This is a genomic window from Vibrio sp. McD22-P3, assembly GCF_021568915.1.
Classification (GTDB): Bacteria; Pseudomonadota; Gammaproteobacteria; order Enterobacterales; family Vibrionaceae; genus Vibrio; species Vibrio mediterranei.
The window spans coordinates 24,668-41,377 of record NZ_JAKGTN010000016.1 but is presented as its reverse complement, the minus strand read 5'-3'; the positions used below and the strand labels follow the sequence as shown (position 1 = coordinate 41,377).

The following is a 16,710-nucleotide window of genomic DNA, read 5'->3' as shown; positions in this document are numbered from 1 at the left end:
TAGTTGAGTAACCCGAGGCACTGACCGCCAAAATCAGGCTCGGACAAGGAGAGAAACATGAGCAAACCATCTGTAAAAAAAGTTGTTGTAGCCTATTCCGGCGGTCTGGATACGTCTGTGATCATTCCATGGCTAAAAGAAAACTATGACTGTGAAGTTGTAGCATTTGTGGCGGATGTTGGTCAGGGCGAAGAAGAGCTTATCGGCATTGAAGAAAAAGCCAAAGCATCGGGTGCATCAGAGTGTTACATCGCTGACCTTAAAGAAGAAATGGTCGCAGATTATATCTTCCCTACGTTAAAGACGGGTGCGTATTACGAAGGCAAATATCTACTAGGCACGTCAATGGCACGTCCTATCATTGCGAAGGCTCAGGTTGAAGTGGCACGTAAAGTAGGCGCGGACGCACTGTGTCATGGCTGTACAGGTAAGGGTAATGACCAAGTTCGTTTTGAAGGTGCATTTGCAGCGCTTGCCCCTGACCTAAAAGTGATAGCACCTTGGCGTGAATGGGATCTCGTTAGCCGTGAGGAGTGCTTAGACTATCTGGCAGAGCGTAATATTCCGTGTACTGCTTCTCTGACCAAGATTTACTCACGTGATGCGAACGCATGGCATATCTCTACAGAAGGTGGTGTTCTAGAAGATACTTGGAATGCACCAAATGAAGATTGCTGGGTATGGACTGTTGACCCAGAGCAAGCGCCAAACGAAGCGGAGTATGTGACTTTAGAAGTGAAACAAGGTGAAGTCGTTGCTGTCGATGGCGAGCAAATGACGCCATACAATGCGCTAGTGTACCTAAATGAAAAAGGTGCGAAGCACGGTGTTGGTCGTATTGATATCGTTGAAAACCGTTTGGTTGGTATGAAGTCTCGTGGCTGTTATGAAACTCCGGGTGGCACTATTATGATGGAAGCGCTACGTGCGGTTGAGCAACTTGTTTTGGATAAAACGTCGTTTGAGTTCCGTGAAGAGCTAGGCATTAAAGCGTCGCACCTTGTCTATGATGGTCGTTGGTTTACACCGCTATGTAAGTCAATTCTTGCGGCGTCAGAAGAGCTTGCTCAAGACGTTAACGGCGAAGTTGTTATCAAACTATACAAAGGTCAAGCGATTGTGACGCAAAAACGCAGTGTGAACAGCCTGTACTGCGAAGAGTTTGCGACGTTTGGTGAAGATGAAGTGTATGACCAAAGTCATGCAGAAGGCTTTATCCGCCTGTACTCACTTTCAAGCCGTATCCGTGCTCTTAACGAAGTGAAGAGAAAGTAATCTCATATCACCCTGCATGAGATCGCATGCTTCGCTATACTGATTGAAATAACGAAACCCATTTGATATCAAATGGGTTTCTTGTTTTTTGCCGCAACGTCAGTCACTAAATTGATTTATTTTGAATATTTATGTGAAATAAATGAATTTTTACTTTATTTTTAATTCAATTTGCCGTAAGTTGAACCCTAACAATAAAGAAACTGAGTTGCATCAGATTTAAGCCGAACAAAGCAGTGAAGATTGAGCAGTTAGGAGAGACACGATGGCATTATGGGGCGGAAGATTTACCCAAGCAGCAGATACGAGATTCAAAGACTTTAATGATTCATTGCGCTTTGACTACCGACTTGCTGAGCAAGACATTGTTGGCTCAATTGCTTGGTCAAAAGCGTTGGTATCGGTGGATGTATTAACTGAGGAAGAACAGCAAAAGCTTGAGTTAGCATTAAACGAACTTAAGCTTGAGGTCATGGAAAATCCTAAGCAAATCTTACGCTCTGATGCGGAAGATATTCATAGCTGGGTTGAACAACAGCTTATTGGCAAAGTCGGCGACCTCGGCAAAAAACTGCATACTGGACGTTCTCGTAATGACCAAGTAGCGACCGATCTAAAGTTATGGTGTCGTCAGCAAGGTCAACAGCTATTACTCGGTTTAGATAGACTGCAATCGCAAATGGTTGAGGTGGCGAGAGTCCATCAAGATACTGTGCTTCCTGGCTACACTCACTTGCAGCGTGCTCAACCGGTGACATTTGCACATTGGTGTTTGGCTTACGTAGAGATGTTTGAGCGTGATTATTCGCGTTTGGAAGATGCTATCAAGCGTCTGGATACATGCCCATTAGGCTCAGGAGCACTTGCTGGGACGGCTTATCCGATGGATCGTGAGCAGCTAGCTCATAACCTTGGTTTCAGAAGAGCAACACGTAATAGTCTGGATTCCGTATCAGACCGTGACCATGTTATGGAGCTGATGTCTATCGCATCTATCTCGATGTTGCACCTATCTCGTCTCGCTGAAGACATGATCTTCTACAATTCTGGTGAATCTAATTTCATTGAGCTCGCAGATACAGTGACGTCTGGCTCTTCTCTAATGCCACAGAAAAAGAACCCGGATGCGCTTGAGTTAATTCGTGGTAAAACGGGCCGTGTCTACGGTTCATTGGCTGGCATGATGATGACAGTAAAGGCGTTGCCACTTGCTTACAACAAAGATATGCAGGAAGACAAAGAAGGTCTATTCGATGCACTAGATACCTGGAACGACTGCATGGAAATGGCAGCACTGTGTTTTGATGGTATCAAGGTAAATGGTGAACGTACTCTTGAAGCGGCGAAGCAAGGTTACGCAAACTCGACCGAGCTTGCTGATTATCTGGTAGCTAAAGGTATTCCGTTCCGTGAGGCGCACCATATTGTTGGCGTTGCGGTGGTGAGTGCAATTGCTAAGGGCTGTGCTCTAGAAGAATTATCTATTGCTGAGCTGCAAGAGTTCTCTCCAGTCATTGAACAAGACGTGTATGACATTCTTACTATTGAAAGCTGTCTTGAGAAACGTAGTGCCTTAGGTGGTGTTGCGCCTCAGCAAGTGGCTTATGCAGTTGATCAGGCAGAAAAGCGTCTAAGTGCTCGTGATAACTCGGCAGTGAAAGTCCGTTCTGCAAGACTCACTGATATCGATGCGTTGGAAAGCATGGTGGCTTATTGGGCCAACCTTGGAGAGAACTTACCGCGCAGTCGTAATGAATTGGTGCGTGACATTGGCTCATTTGCGGTAGCAGAACATCATGGGGAAGTAACAGGCTGTGCATCCTTGTATGTGTATGACTCAGGACTGGCTGAAATTCGCTCACTAGGTGTCGAAGCAGGTTGGCAAGGTCAAGGGCAAGGTACTGCTATTGTGCAACACCTGGTTGAGAAAGCGCGTAAGATGGCGATTAAGAAGGTCTTTGTACTAACTCGTACGCCAGAGTTCTTTATGAAGCATGATTTCATTCCAACGTCGAAGACGCTATTGCCTGAGAAAGTTCTGAAAGACTGTGATCAGTGTCCAAGACAGCATGCTTGTGATGAGGTAGCGTTGGAAGTTAACTTAGTAGAGCAAATAATTACTAAGATGAATGTTGCCTAAATCATTGAAAAATAACTGAGTAAGAAAAAGATCGAAAAAATTTTAAAAAAAGATCATTTTTCTGGGAACAAATAAGAAAAGGCGCGGTCTATTAAAGTACCACTGCTTTTTCTTAGAAGAATCTAAGAAGGCCCCGAGTCAAGGTTGACTGCGGGGCTTTTTTCTTTCTGCCGTTCGGCAAATCCTTGATTGAATTCTGTTATCGCCAAGCATGTCACAGTGTAGCCGTGTTGAACTTCTATCGAATCCGTTAGAATACGCTTTCCTGTTTCACTATAAGCCGTCCTCTGAGACTAAGAAGAGAAGAATGATTGAACGCATCCATACGAAAGAGCGCATGAGCCGCATTGTTAAGCACAACGGTACTATTTACCTATGTGGTCAGGTTTGTGCAGACGCGACGAAAGATATTACAGAGCAGACACAAACCATGCTCGATAAGGTTGAAGCGTTGCTTTTGGAAGCAGGTAGTGACAAAGAGCACATGCTGTCGGCAACTATCTACCTAAAAGACATGCAAGATTTCCAAGCAATGAACGCAGTATGGGATGCTTGGGTTCCCGCTGGTTTTGCTCCAGCTCGTGCGTGTGTGACTGGTGATATGGCGCGTGAAGCGCTGTTGGTTGAGATTTCTGTTATTGCTGCTGAAATTGAGACAAAGTAAGCCAAAAGCTACCCTTAGATGAAACCAAAAAGCGAGCCCATATGGGACTCGCTTTTTTAGTGTCTGTTTGAGTGTAAGAAGCTTTAGCCTAGATAAGCTTCTAGCTCTTCGCTACCACCAATGTGTTTACCGCCGATAAAGACTTGCGGAACTGTAGTACGACCAGAAATAGCGCGCAGTGTTACCGTTGTTGCATCCTTACCCAGAATGACCTCTTCATACTGCAAGCCGTGGTCAATTAGGTTCTGTTTTGCTTTCATGCAGAACGGACAACCAGGCTTACTGAATACTGTAATTGATTCTTGAGTTCGGTAATCAGGTGCAATGTAGCCCAACATAGTATCTGCGTCAGAGACTTTGAACGGGTCGCCCGGCTCGTTTGGTTCGATGAACATTTTTTCTACGATGCCATCTTTCACCAACATGCTGTAGCGCCATGAGCGCTTACCAAAGCCAAGATCGTTTTTCTCAACCAGCATACCCATGCCTTCAGTGAAGTCACCATTGCCATCTGGGATGAAGGTAATGTTCTCTGCTTCTTGGTCGTTCTTCCAAGCGTTCATTACAAATGTATCATTTACAGACACACAAAGAATTTCATCTACGCCATGTTCTTTGAAGACTGGGAACAGTTCATTGTAACGTGGCAAGTGGCTAGAAGAACAGGTTGGTGTGAAAGCACCCGGCAAGCTGAATACGATAACCGTTTTACCTTTAAAAAGTTCATCAGTGGTTACATTAACCCATGCGTCACCTTGACGAGTTGGAAATGTCACTTGAGGAACGGCTTGGCCTTCTTTAGATGCAAACATAATCTTGTCCTTATGGAATCTTAAATTCGATTAACTTGAAAATCTCTGTGAGCTTAGCGCTTACTGCTGTGCTTCGTTGAGACCATTATCAAAAAAATGGATTGATAGTTCTAATCGTTTATTGTTATGGTATCGATAGCTATATTCTATCGGAGTCAGCAATGAACATTCGCGATTTTGAGTACCTCGTCGCTCTAGCGGAACATAAGCATTTTCGTAAGGCTGCTGAGGCATGTTTTGTCAGTCAACCGACCTTAAGTGGTCAAATTCGTAAACTCGAAGATGAAATTGGCACTTCACTGCTCGAACGCAGCAGTCGAAGAGTGTTATTCACCGATGCGGGTTTGCAGTTGGTGGAGCAGGCTAAGCGTGTGTTAAAAGAAGTAAAAACCTTTCGTGAGATGGCGGCAGGGCAGAGTGGTGAAATGACTGGACCTATGCACATTGGTTTCATTCCCACCGTTGGACCTTATTTACTTCCTAAAATCATCCCTAAACTGAAAGATGCGTTTCCGGAGCTAGAGCTTTATTTGCATGAAGCGCAAACTCATCAGCTAGTAAGACAGTTGGAAGAAGGTAAATTGGATTGTTTAGTTCTGGCTTCGGTACCCGAAACGGCACCTTTTAAAGAAATTGAAGTATATAACGAGCCAATGAGTGTGGCTGTACCTTGTGATCATGAATGGGCTAACAAGGACCAGATCGAAATGGCAGAGTTGAATGGCCAGACCGTACTCTCATTAGGCGATGGACACTGTTTACGCGACCAAGCGTTAGGTTTCTGTTTTGCTGCTGGCGCTCGGGATGATGAGCGTTTTAAAGCGACGAGCCTTGAGACTCTACGAAATATGGTGGCAGCTGGTGCAGGTATTACTTTATTGCCGGAGCTCTCCTTACCGACAGAAAAAGTGAAAGATGGTGTTTGTTATGTGACTGCTATTAATCCAACGCCTTCTCGAAGTATTGTCCTTGCTTATCGACCAGGCTCGCCGCTTCGCGCAAGGTTTGAAAAGTTGGCTAAGGCGATTACCGAGTATTTAAGCTAACGATCAGGCTAGCTTTGAGACTGCTCTAAATGGCAACTCTCAGATATCATAAAGGGGCGTAAACGCCCCTTTTTTCTTATTTATCGTTCAAACTTAGAACAGACTATCGCCACCCGATTCATCGCTTGAATATAAGGTGTCAGTAAGGCTGTCTTGGACATACTCTTTTGGTTCGGTACCAATTTTGAAGTATTCAAACATGGTAGAACCATCGGTCTTATTGGTTAGCATTCCTGAATCACGATCAATACGAACACGAGTAATGTCATTCGGGATTTGCTTCGCTTGTTGAGGGTGACCTTCTAAAGCAACATGCATAAAGTCAACCCAAGCTGGTTGCGCAGTCTTAGCACCAGCTTCTGCGCCAGTAATTTGGTCTTTACCTAGGTTCGGGTTTGCTGTGGTACGACCTAGCTTGCGCTGGTGGTCATCAAAGCCAACCCACGCAGTGGCAACAATACCTGGACCATAACCGTTGTACCATGCATCTTTCGAGTCATTAGTCGTACCGGTTTTACCGCCGATATCACGACGCTTGAGCTTCTGAGCTCGCCAACCAGTACCGTTCCAGCCAGTACCTTCTCTCCAGTTACCACCACCCCAGACGTTACTGTAGAGCATTTCTCGAGTTAAGAACGCAGTTTGTTCCGACAGAACTTTTGGCGCATAGCGTGGTTCGTCCGAGTTCATGTCCTCCTCATTGAACTGAGCGATGTCGACTGGTGTTAGCTCTGTCGCATTTGTCGCTTCTTCAATGCTTGGTGCTGCACTGTTGTCATCATTGCTTGCACTGTTCATTTCTGGTGCTTGCATTTCTGGACAGTCTTGGTGACACACTACTTTTGGATTCGCTTCGAACTCGACCTTACCAAATGGGTCTTCAACCTTACTGATGTAATAAGGCTCTACATAGTAGCCACCATTGGCAAACACTGAGAAACCTTGTGCCATCTGGATAGGTGTCAAACTACCTGCACCTAAAGCAATCGTTTCTGAACGTGGTAGCTTCGATTTATCAAAGCCAAAACGAGTCAGGTAATCACGAGTTTCATCTAAACCAACTTCACGTAGTACGCGTACAGCCATGACGTTTTTAGATTGTGCTAGACCAATTCTTAGACGAGTAGGGCCAGTATAGGTCGGTGGTGAGTTTTTCGGGCGCCATGCGGTACCTGCACTCTTGTCCCATTTGTTGATTGGGGCATCATTGACTAGGCTTGCCAGTGTCATCCCTTTATCCAATGCAGCGGCATAGATAAATGGTTTGATACTAGAACCTACTTGCCTCACCGACTGAGTAGCACGGTTAAACTTGCTGTGAACAAAGTTAAAGCCACCAACTAAAGAAAGCACAGCACCATTTTCAGGGTTGATAGCGACGAAAGCGGTATTTGCATTCGGAACTTGGCTTAAGCGCCATGTAATCGCTACAGGTTCTGGTGTCTCGCCTTCTTCGGCTTGTACTTCTTTATCCTCAGGGGCCACATCTGGCGTACCGTCTAAATCGGCAGTGCGTACCCAAATTTGCTGACCAACCGCTACGATATCTGACGCTGTTTTTGGTGCATCGCCCTGACGGTCATCGGTTCTAAACTTACGTGCCCATTTCATGTTGTCCCAATCAATGGTCTGCTCGCCGTAGCTCTTAACGTATACCGTAGCTGTTTTACCTTCGACCTTCTCAACAACGGCTGGGCGTAGCTCGCCATACGTTGGTTGGCTGCGAAGATGTTTGGCGATCTCTTCTTGACTCATTGCTGTTTGGTCTGGTTTCCAAAGTACTTTTTCAGCACCACGATAACCGTGACGTTCATCGTAGCTAAGCAAGTTTTTGATGGCTGCAATATGAGCCGCTTTTTGCAGCTTAGAGTCAATTGTTGTGGTGATGCGCATACCAGATTCATATGCTGCTTCACCATAGCGATTTACCATCCAAGCTCGAGCAATTTCTGCTACATAAGGTGCGCTGAGTTCGATCTCTGCACCATGATATTGAGAAATAATAGGTTCGGCACGAGCTTCATCAAATTGCGCTTGAGTGATGTACTTCTCTGACAACATACGAGACAGCACCACGTTGCGGCGCTGCGTTGCACGTTCGACCGAATAGATCGGGTTCATTGTTGATGGCGCTTTAGGCAAACCAGCCAGCACAGCAATTTCACTTAGCGTTAGATCTTTAAGGTCGCGTCCAAAATAAGCTTGTGCTGCTGCACCAAAGCCGTATGAGCGATAACCTAGGAAGATTTTATTGACGTACAACTCCATGATCTCTTGCTTGCTTAGCAATTGCTCAATGTGTACCGCAATAAAGATCTCTTTAATTTTACGCATGACCTTCTTCTCGTTAGATAAGAAGAAGTTACGAGCTAACTGTTGGGTAATGGTACTCGCACCTTGAGACGCGCTACCAGAAGCAATGACGGCTACTGCAGCACGTGTAATACCAATTGGGTCAAAACCATAGTGGTCGTAGTAGCGACTGTCTTCCGTCGCAATCAGCGCATCGATAAGCTCTTGAGGGATCTCATCGTAAGATATTGGAATACGACGCTTTTCGCCAAACTGTGCGATCAACTTCCCATCTTGGCTAAACACCTGCATTGGAGTTTGTAGCTGTACATCTTTTAACGTTGCAACGTCGGGTAACTCAGGTTTTACGTAGTAGTAAAACCCGAAGATGGTACCGACTCCAAGCAGCATGCAAATCAATGCAAAAACCAACAGTCTCTTTATGAACTTCACCGGAGATTCCCTGATTAATTAAGGTTATGGGTAGGCAATTACTTGTACTCTAGACCAAAAATTTACCTATTAGGGTTAATTAACGCTTATTTGAGCGTCGATCTCAACCTTTTCACGTTGTTAATGCATTCGTTGAGGTTATTTAAATGGCAAGAAAATGGATTACAGGTATCGATATCGGTCATCACAGTACGAAAGCAGTCGTGCTGGCGTATGAAGGTTCTGACATCAAAATTGTAAACCAACTAGAGCTTAATGGTTGCGCCGCCATTTTCGCTGATCCCTATACGCTCAAACATCAAGAAACTGTTAAGAAACTTAAAATTCTCCGAAAGATCGTGCCCATTTTTCGTAAACAGGCAGCCATAGCGATTCCAGAAAGTACCGTGGTGAGCAAAGTGATTAACCTGGACGCTAGACTTGTTAATGATGAACTTGAGTACGCCGTTCATCAAGCAATGAGCTATCAAACGCCGTATGATTCAGAGGCTTTAGCGATTGACTATGTCGCTGTGCCACCCCAAAACGAGCCAAATCCCAATCAAGAGACAGCAGCCTATCAAGTTCATGTAGCGCGTCACAATATCATTGATAATCGGATTCAAGTAGTGAAAGCACTTGGTTTTAAACCACAACTGATTAGCACTAATATTCATGCGTTGCGCAGTGTTCAGAAGTTAGTGTTGACGACCTACCCACAGTTCAGTAATTGGGTGTTACTAGATGTAGGACAGAAAAATGTGTCATTACTGCCGCCGCTTCAACTGCCTTTAGAGCTACACAAAGCTTGGAGCATAGCGTGCGATCAAGACGCTCATCTCGCTATTCAAGCGCCTTATAACTCCGCTATTTCAACGCAGTTTGGGACCGTGCTGCATAAAGTGAGTGCGCAATTACAATTATTTCGTTCCATGCTTGAAGGACATCAAGTTGGAGGGCTGTTCCTTACCGGTGGTCATGTTCAAGACAGCGATGTGGTGGACTTGATTACCACCCGCACCAATATGAGCGTTGAGTGCATCAGTGACTATCTCACCTCGCTGAGTGATAACCAATATAAATTAGGCAGTACTTATGCTACTGCGTTGGGCATCGCGCTTAACGCGATTCACTGGACTCAGGAGCACTAAATGTCAGTGATTAATTTACTGCCTTGGCGTGAGCAACAGCGTCGTCATCACCGACAGCGCTTTGTAATATTGATCATCACTGCTGTATTAGGTGGCTACTTTATTTCTGCATTGGCGCTGCACCATTTCGAGTCGGAGGTGGCGATTCAGAATCAGCGTGTTGTCTATCTTCAAAAGGCTATCACTGAGCAAAGGCTGCGGATGAATCAGCTATCGGATGTAACCACTCAATACGAAAATCTTCTGCAGCGTCTAGAGTTGGTGCAAACACTGCAAGCGGAGCGGGGAAAAACAACAGCAGTAATGAATCTGATTCCAGCCCTGATTCCTCAAGGTGTGTACATCGATAAGATTCGTATGCGAGGACAGCGCTTTAAATTGTTTGGTATCAGTGAAAATACAGCGCTGCTGGCCGAAATGTTGGAACGATTTGAACAGGAACCCACCGTTAGTTATGTCGAAATTCACTCTATTGTTCATGGTCGTCAGCGGTTTGATAAAAGCTACCAAGCATTTGAACTCTCATTTCAAGTATCTCTGAGTACTTTGTTGCCGCCAGCACTAAAGATATTTCAGTCGAAAGAAGTGGGGTAACGACAAGTGTTGGACTTTGAACTGGATGACATAAAAGATTGGCCATTTAACTACCAGCTTGTTATCGGCCTATTGGTTTTTATGTCATCGACTTATGCATGGTTTTGGTTTTCAACAAAGTCTAATTCTGATGAGTTAGAACGAGCTGTGCAGTTGGAACAACGGTTAAAACTAGAGCTAAAAACAGTAGTTGCGCAAACGGCGAACCTGCCTAATAAAAAGCAGCAACTTGAGCTGGTGAGAAGTCGCTATCAACGGTTACTTCATTTACTACCAGTTCAACAAGAACTCGCGACACTACTTGCCGGTGTCAACCAAGAAGGGCTGCACAACCAACTCACTTTCACTCGAATTGACTGGGGCAAGCGCGCTTCGGAGCACTTTCTCTATAAGCTGCCAATAAATATAGAACTCACTGGAAATTACAACGACATTGGTCACTTTAGTCAGGCCATTGCACAGTTATCTCGAATGGTGCTTATCGAAGATGCTGAGTGGCAGCGAGTGAGTCAGGAAAGCAGTGTATTACATTTCCGAGTTCAAGCTGCAACCTATCAATTGCATGAGGATTTTGGGGAGAAAGGCGATGCTGGTAAGAATTAGTTTAATGCTTATCAGCACCTCAGTGTTAATGGGTTGTCGAGCAAAACAGGACCCATTGAATGAGTTCGTTACTCAGGTGTTGCGAGAAGCGAAAACAACACAAGCCGATACGCCTTTTTTCCCTACTATCGAGGTTATTAAGTTTACGCCCATAAATCGGAGCTCGCCTTTTGACTTGCCTGCAATGATTCAGAATCACTCTCAATCTGTGGCCAACTTATCTTGCTGGCAGCCTAAGATCCGTAGCAAAGTGCCTTTAGAGCGTTACTCGCTTAATGACATGCAATTGAAAGGAGTGATGGGGAAAGGGGAGCAGCGCAGAGGACTAGTGGCTTTACCTATAAATCGAATAGTGACAGTTAGCGCGGGACAATACATAGGTGAAAACAGCGGCCTAATTAAACAGATAACAGCAGATAAGCTAATTATTCATGAGACGCTTCCCGATGGATTAGGGTGTTGGCGTCAAAGGCAAATTACATTGGCACTGAAGTAATGGAGATACAAACAGTGGCGAGAAAAATGTTGTCCACTTGGAGGGGGACTGTCTATTTGTGGGCGTTAATCATCAGTACTGATTTGATCGCCACGCCCCAAACTAATCAACTTGTTGATGTCTCATTTGAACTGGATAAACAGAAGCGCGCAGTAGTCGTTGTTGAGCTTTCTCATGTTGGCAGTGTCGTAGATATTAGCGCAGAGTCGCAAGGAATAAAGATTGTGGTAAAGCAAACCCAAATAGCGTCAGACAAGCTGGCGATTTTGGATGTCACGGATTTTTCTACCGCAGTGAATCAGATAGAACTATTTGATGATAGTCCCGATGTTCGGATCTTTGTCGAGACCGCTATGGCAGTTCAATATCAATATACGATGCATGGTAAACAACTGAAAGTGACAATTTTACCTCTGTCTCAGCAACAAAGTGATGAACAAAAATTGTTTGGTAGTCATAGTGGCAAGCTCACTTCAATCAATTTCCAAGACATTCCTGTGCGCAGTGTATTACAGCTTCTGGCTGACTATAACCACTTCAATTTAGTGGCATCCGATAGTGTCCAAGGCAACTTAACCTTGCGTTTAGATGGCGTGCCATGGACGGAAGTCCTCGACATTATCCTGCGAGTAAAAGGGTTAGATAAACGGGTCAAGGGCAACATCATCATGGTGGCCCCTAAAACAGAGTTAGATTTACAAGAGAAGCAGGCGTTAGAAAAGAGTCGCTTGGCCGAGCAAATCGGTCAACTAAAATCGGAAATCATTAATATTAACTATGCTAAAGCGGCGGATGTAGCGGCCATGATTGGTGGAGATAGTGATGTCAGTATGTTATCTGAACGAGGTTCAGTTGCTATCGATGAGCGCACCAACGCCTTATTGGTGCGAGAACTGCCTGAAAATCTTCGCGTGATTAAAGAGATTATTGCCTCACTCGATATACCCGTGAAACAGGTACAAATTGAAGCGCGAGTGGTCACTATCAAAGAGGGTAATATTGAAGAGTTGGGGATACGGTGGGGTTATACATCGATAAATGGTGACACCACGATCGGCAGTACGATAGAAGGCAACCTTGCTTCGTCTGGCATCGGTGGGGGAGAAGTGGACATTGATGACTTCCTTAATGTTAACTTGGGGGCGCTGTCTGACAATGCCGCCAGTATCGCATTTCAAGTAGCAAGCCTCGGCTCAAATACGTTACTTGATCTAGAGTTGTCCGCATTACAAAGTGAATCGAAAGCCGAAATCATATCCAGTCCACGTCTTATCACTACCAATAAGAAGTCTGCTTATATAGAGCAGGGAACAGAAATTCCTTATTTGAAATCGACATCGAGTGGAGCGACAGCAGTTGAGTTCAAAAAAGCGGTGCTTTCCTTGACGGTGACTCCGCAGATCACGCCCGACAATCGACTTATTCTCGACTTAGATGTGACTCAAGACAGGGTTGGTGAAGTGCTGAAAACCCTAGAGGGTGAAACTGTGGCGATTGATACTCAAAGGATAGGGACTCAAGTTCTGGTTAACGATGGCGAAACTGTGGTGCTAGGCGGTATTTTTCAACATGCCATGACCAGCAAGGTAGATAAAGTGCCAGTTCTTGGTGATATTCCGGGGTTAGGGGCATTATTTAGACGAACCTATGAAAACATCGGTAAGAATGAGTTACTGATCTTCGTAACTCCTAAGATTATTACTCAGTAACTATCTGTAAAGTATCAAATAATTCAAAAGGACTAAAAATAAAGTTGCATTCAAGGCACCTTACCTTGATAATTTCGGGTCTTATCACGACTTATCTGTGAGGAATTGGTGCCACAAGCCCTTTTTCCGAGGCTCCTTTTCGGTCTTTTCTTGTGGCGATGTCATTGAATTAACGTTGTAAATTAATGCTAAACATGGCTGAGAAACGTAATATTTTTCTTGTTGGCCCTATGGGTGCCGGCAAAAGTACAATCGGTAGACACCTAGCTCAACAACTACACATGGAGTTTGTTGACTCTGATACAGTAATTGAAGAGCGTACAGGCGCAGACATCGCATGGGTGTTTGACGTTGAAGGTGAAGAAGGTTTCCGCAAACGCGAAGAAACCGTTATTAACGATCTAACCGAACAGCAAGGTATTGTACTTGCTACAGGTGGTGGTTCAGTTAAAAGTAAAGACAACCGTAATCGCCTTTCTGCGCGTGGTATTGTTGTCTATCTGGAAACAACCATCGAAAAACAGCTTGCTCGCACAAATCGCGACAAAAAACGCCCGCTGCTTCAAACGGACAACCCGCGCGAAGTACTTGAGTCTTTAGCGGACGAGCGCAATGATCTTTACAAAGATGTGGCGGACTATGTGGTTCGTACTGATGATCAAAGTGCAAAAGTGGTAGCCAACCAGATCGTAAAAATGCTAGAAGAAGGTCAAGTCTAACTTTCTTTCTTCAATAGGAGAGCAAACCATGGAACGGATTACGGTCGAACTTGGTGAGCGTAGCTACCCAATTTCAATTGGTGCCGGGTTATTTAATGACTCGGCTCAATTTGCCCAAATTCCAGATGGAAAATCAGTGGTTGTTATCACTAACACCACCGTTTCCCCCCTCTACGCTGATGCTATTCTGAAGCAGCTTGATAACAAAGGTTGCAAAACCTCATTACTCGAACTGCCTGATGGTGAGCAATACAAGACACTAGACACCTTCAATACGGTTATGACACATTTACTGTCAGGTAACTATGGTCGTGATGTAGTAGTTGTTGCCCTTGGTGGTGGTGTGATTGGCGATCTTGTCGGTTTTTCTGCCGCTTGCTATCAACGTGGCGTGGATTTTGTTCAAATCCCAACCACGCTATTATCCCAAGTCGACTCATCTGTGGGCGGCAAAACCGCCGTTAACCACGAGCTTGGCAAAAACATGATTGGTGCTTTCTATCAGCCTCAATCTGTCATCATTGATACCAACTGTCTTAAGACCTTACCAGCGCGTGAATTCGCCGCGGGTGTTGCTGAGGTGATCAAGTATGGCATCATCTATGATGAAGCCTTCTTTGAATGGCTAGAGCAAAACCTCGATAAGCTTTATGCATTGGATCAACAAGCCCTGACTTATGCTATTGCTCGCTGCTGTCAGATTAAAGCTGAGGTTGTGGCTCAAGATGAGAAAGAGTCGGGTATTCGCGCGTTATTGAATCTAGGTCATACATTTGGTCATGCGATTGAAGCAGAACTAGGGTATGGTAAATGGTTACATGGAGAGGCAGTCTCTTCCGGTACAGCTATGGCCGCCCATACCGCGCATTTGCTTGGTGATATAACCGCAGAGCAAGTGACCCGTATTATCACTTTGCTAGAGCGCGCTAAATTGCCTGTACACACTCCAGAATCAATGAGTTTTGAAGACTTTATCAAGCATATGATGCGTGATAAAAAAGTCTTATCGGGTAAGTTACGCCTTGTGCTACCAACGTCTGTTGGTATTGCTCAGGTGGTTTCTGACGTTCCGAGTGACATCATCAAACAAGCTATCGACTTGTGCCGACAGTAGTTCGATATTGTCGATGCTATTGAAGGTAAGTTAGATGTGAGGCTCCGTAATGGGGCCTTTTTTAGGTTTAATGACTAGGTAGATAGGATCAGAATGAGTTTGTCGTATGAGCTGCGAGTATTGGAATTAGATTCGCAGACCCAACTACTAGAGCGTGTGCAGCTACTGACTCAATTTGCGTCGAGTTTTGTCGTTATCAAAGGTGAGTCTGGCGCCGGAAAAACTTGGCTTGCACACCGCTATCTCGAAGCCTGGGCACATGGCAAAAACCAATCACTGATTACCTGTTTCGCGAATCAAGATGATGAAGTGAACCGCAGTAATATTCTTCGTCAACTCTTTCCTCATTCAATGTACAGCGCTACCGACTCACTGCATGACAGTGTTGAGCGTATTCTGGAGGGTGAGGCGAGCAATATTGTGATTGTTGTCGATGATGCTCAGTACATCTCACAAGCCTTACTCGCCGAGCTATGGCTGTTGTATACCGCCTCTTTGCATGTCACTAAACAGAACATCAGTATCGTATTATTCAGTGCTAGCGATTCGCTCAGTTCTCGACTAGCGCGATTGAGTCATGGCCTTGATAGTAAACCGGTAGAGTTGGATGTTGATGAACTGACCGACGCGGAGGCTGAGCGTTTTTTTGATACTCTTGTGCTGCGCTATATTGATGAAAGCGTTGAAAAAAGAGTCAAAAGCGCGTTTACTAGCATTAAACCGCTTCCGGGTGAAATTTTGGCGTTAGGAGAGCAAAAAATGGAAAAGAAGGTGATTATTCGTTCATTGGTTGGTTCACCTGCTAAGATTGCAGCAACTGTGGCAGTTATCGTTTTGCTGCTATTTTTAGGTTACAGCTGGCTATTAAAATCGCCAACGCCGCAGAGCACAGAGCCTAGCGAAGTACCGATTGAGCAAACGGTGATTCCTACCTTAGATGGGCCCGTCGATGCCGCTACTGAAGAACAAGCGGAAGGGGCTAACAAAGAAATGCCGTCCCAGTTAGAGCCCACGGATGATACCGCTTCGCTACCACCTTCGGTAACATCAGAAACCGCGAGTGTCGGTGTAGCAGAATCTGGTGAGCGCGTAGTAATTACCTCGGACGTTGTAGATGCCTTATTAGATGACAATACTGCTGTCGCAGTGGCAAAAGCGGCTGAGGTTCAAAATGTGGTCACACCAAAAGTGGAAGTAGTTGATGTGGATAGTGCGCAGAAACTGCAGACTCCAATTACGTTTTCCTTCGCTCGTGAAGAACTCAATGCCCTACCTGCAAACAACTACACGTTACAAATCGCCGCGATGACTGAGCTAAAAGACGTTCAGTTGTTTTTGAACCAACACTCGTTTGACAAACCAGTCCGTGTTTATCCAACGTTGCGTGGAGATGAGAAGTGGTACATCGTGACTTACGATGTGTATCCAAGTATTCAAACGGCACGTGATGCAGCGGAGGCGTTACCGGAAGAAATCCAGTCTCTTGGACCTTGGCCAAAATCTCTTAGCCAAGTACAGCGAGAAATTACTCGTTGGAAAGAGTAACCTTCCAGTGAACACTGTGGGTGATTTTCGCTGACCTTTCTGCTAGAAAGGTCAACATAACAAATTGAATTATGATATATTCCCCAGCCTTAATTTTTGGGGTGGCAGTAGATAGAGC

At 45.0% G+C, this 16,710-nt stretch carries 14 protein-coding genes; 12 read left to right on the top strand and 2 right to left on the bottom strand.

Annotation, left to right across the window (positions count from 1 at the left end; all coding sequences use genetic code 11):
• Positions 1–57: 57 nt before the first annotated feature.
• The 3 genes from L2W36_RS18490 (at position 58) to L2W36_RS18480 (ending at position 4,079) form a co-directional block, all read left to right on the top strand.
• On the top strand, positions 58–1,275 hold the full coding sequence (locus tag L2W36_RS18490) for an argininosuccinate synthase (protein WP_006071150.1): 1,218 nt from the start codon (positions 58–60) through the stop codon (positions 1,273–1,275).
• A gap of 265 nt (positions 1,276–1,540) precedes the next feature.
• Positions 1,541–3,415 carry an argininosuccinate lyase gene (gene argH / locus L2W36_RS18485; protein ID WP_006071145.1) on the top strand — a complete coding sequence of 625 codons (1,875 nt, stop codon included), beginning with the start codon at positions 1,541–1,543 and terminating at the stop codon, positions 3,413–3,415.
• A 307-nt stretch (positions 3,416–3,722) separates the two neighbouring features.
• Complete coding sequence (locus tag L2W36_RS18480; protein WP_006071144.1) at positions 3,723–4,079, top strand: RidA family protein; 357 nt, start codon at positions 3,723–3,725, stop codon at positions 4,077–4,079.
• An 83-nt stretch (positions 4,080–4,162) separates the two neighbouring features.
• Here the strand turns inward: L2W36_RS18480 and L2W36_RS18475 are convergent, their stop codons facing one another.
• Complete coding sequence (locus tag L2W36_RS18475; RefSeq protein WP_006071142.1) at positions 4,163–4,891, bottom strand: redoxin family protein; 729 nt, start codon at positions 4,889–4,891, stop codon at positions 4,163–4,165.
• Between the two features lie 161 nt (positions 4,892–5,052).
• Between L2W36_RS18475 and oxyR the strand changes: the two genes are divergently transcribed.
• Positions 5,053–5,937 (top strand): DNA-binding transcriptional regulator OxyR, encoded by an 885-nt coding sequence (oxyR, locus tag L2W36_RS18470; RefSeq protein ID WP_006071140.1) that lies wholly within the window; start codon positions 5,053–5,055, stop codon positions 5,935–5,937.
• Between the two features lie 93 nt (positions 5,938–6,030).
• Here the strand turns inward: oxyR and L2W36_RS18465 are convergent, their stop codons facing one another.
• On the bottom strand, positions 6,031–8,682 hold the full coding sequence (locus tag L2W36_RS18465) for a penicillin-binding protein 1A (protein ID WP_236110991.1): 2,652 nt from the start codon (positions 8,680–8,682) through the stop codon (positions 6,031–6,033).
• A gap of 146 nt (positions 8,683–8,828) precedes the next feature.
• On the opposite strand from L2W36_RS18465, the gene pilM reads away from it, so the two are divergent.
• From pilM to L2W36_RS18425, 8 genes are all read left to right on the top strand, one after another.
• Complete coding sequence (gene pilM, locus L2W36_RS18460; RefSeq protein WP_236110990.1) at positions 8,829–9,812, top strand: pilus assembly protein PilM; 984 nt, start codon at positions 8,829–8,831, stop codon at positions 9,810–9,812.
• Positions 9,813–10,406, top strand: coding sequence for a PilN domain-containing protein (locus L2W36_RS18455; RefSeq protein WP_236110978.1), 594 nt, complete (start codon positions 9,813–9,815; stop codon positions 10,404–10,406).
• A gap of 6 nt (positions 10,407–10,412) precedes the next feature.
• Positions 10,413–11,009: a type 4a pilus biogenesis protein PilO gene (locus L2W36_RS18450; RefSeq protein ID WP_236110975.1), complete on the top strand. Its 597-nt coding sequence runs from the start codon at positions 10,413–10,415 to the stop codon at positions 11,007–11,009.
• Positions 10,993–11,505, top strand: a complete 513-nt coding sequence (locus L2W36_RS18445) for a pilus assembly protein PilP (protein WP_236110972.1) — start codon at positions 10,993–10,995, stop codon at positions 11,503–11,505. Before L2W36_RS18450 ends, L2W36_RS18445 begins: the two co-directional genes overlap by 17 nt.
• A gap of 26 nt (positions 11,506–11,531) precedes the next feature.
• Entirely contained in the window at positions 11,532–13,214 is a 1,683-nt protein-coding gene (locus L2W36_RS18440; protein WP_443088403.1) for a type IV pilus secretin PilQ, read from the top strand.
• Between the two features lie 194 nt (positions 13,215–13,408).
• On the top strand, positions 13,409–13,933 hold the full coding sequence (gene aroK / locus L2W36_RS18435) for a shikimate kinase AroK (protein WP_038231065.1): 525 nt from the start codon (positions 13,409–13,411) through the stop codon (positions 13,931–13,933).
• A 28-nt stretch (positions 13,934–13,961) separates the two neighbouring features.
• Complete coding sequence (gene aroB, locus L2W36_RS18430) at positions 13,962–15,047, top strand: 3-dehydroquinate synthase (RefSeq protein WP_236110968.1); 1,086 nt, start codon at positions 13,962–13,964, stop codon at positions 15,045–15,047.
• Positions 15,048–15,140: 93 nt separating this feature from the next.
• Complete coding sequence (locus tag L2W36_RS18425; protein WP_236110966.1) at positions 15,141–16,592, top strand: SPOR domain-containing protein; 1,452 nt, start codon at positions 15,141–15,143, stop codon at positions 16,590–16,592.
• Positions 16,593–16,710: the final 118 nt, after the last annotated feature.

Bases quoted from the DNA above. Each gene is read 5' to 3' on its own strand.
- L2W36_RS18490 (WP_006071150.1), top strand. From the start codon at position 58: ATGAGCAAACCATCTGTAAAAAAAGTTGTTGTAGCCTATTCCGGCGGT.
- argH (WP_006071145.1), top strand. From the start codon at position 1,541: ATGGCATTATGGGGCGGAAGATTTACCCAAGCAGCAGATACGAGATTC.
- L2W36_RS18480 (WP_006071144.1), top strand. From the start codon at position 3,723: ATGATTGAACGCATCCATACGAAAGAGCGCATGAGCCGCATTGTTAAG.
- L2W36_RS18475 (WP_006071142.1), bottom strand. From the start codon at position 4,891: ATGTTTGCATCTAAAGAAGGCCAAGCCGTTCCTCAAGTGACATTTCCA.
- oxyR (WP_006071140.1), top strand. From the start codon at position 5,053: ATGAACATTCGCGATTTTGAGTACCTCGTCGCTCTAGCGGAACATAAG.
- pilM (WP_236110990.1), top strand. From the start codon at position 8,829: ATGGCAAGAAAATGGATTACAGGTATCGATATCGGTCATCACAGTACG.
- L2W36_RS18455 (WP_236110978.1), top strand. From the start codon at position 9,813: ATGTCAGTGATTAATTTACTGCCTTGGCGTGAGCAACAGCGTCGTCAT.
- L2W36_RS18445 (WP_236110972.1), top strand. From the start codon at position 10,993: ATGCTGGTAAGAATTAGTTTAATGCTTATCAGCACCTCAGTGTTAATG.
- L2W36_RS18440 (WP_443088403.1), top strand. From the start codon at position 11,532: ATGTTGTCCACTTGGAGGGGGACTGTCTATTTGTGGGCGTTAATCATC.
- aroK (WP_038231065.1), top strand. From the start codon at position 13,409: ATGGCTGAGAAACGTAATATTTTTCTTGTTGGCCCTATGGGTGCCGGC.
- aroB (WP_236110968.1), top strand. From the start codon at position 13,962: ATGGAACGGATTACGGTCGAACTTGGTGAGCGTAGCTACCCAATTTCA.
- L2W36_RS18425 (WP_236110966.1), top strand. From the start codon at position 15,141: ATGAGTTTGTCGTATGAGCTGCGAGTATTGGAATTAGATTCGCAGACC.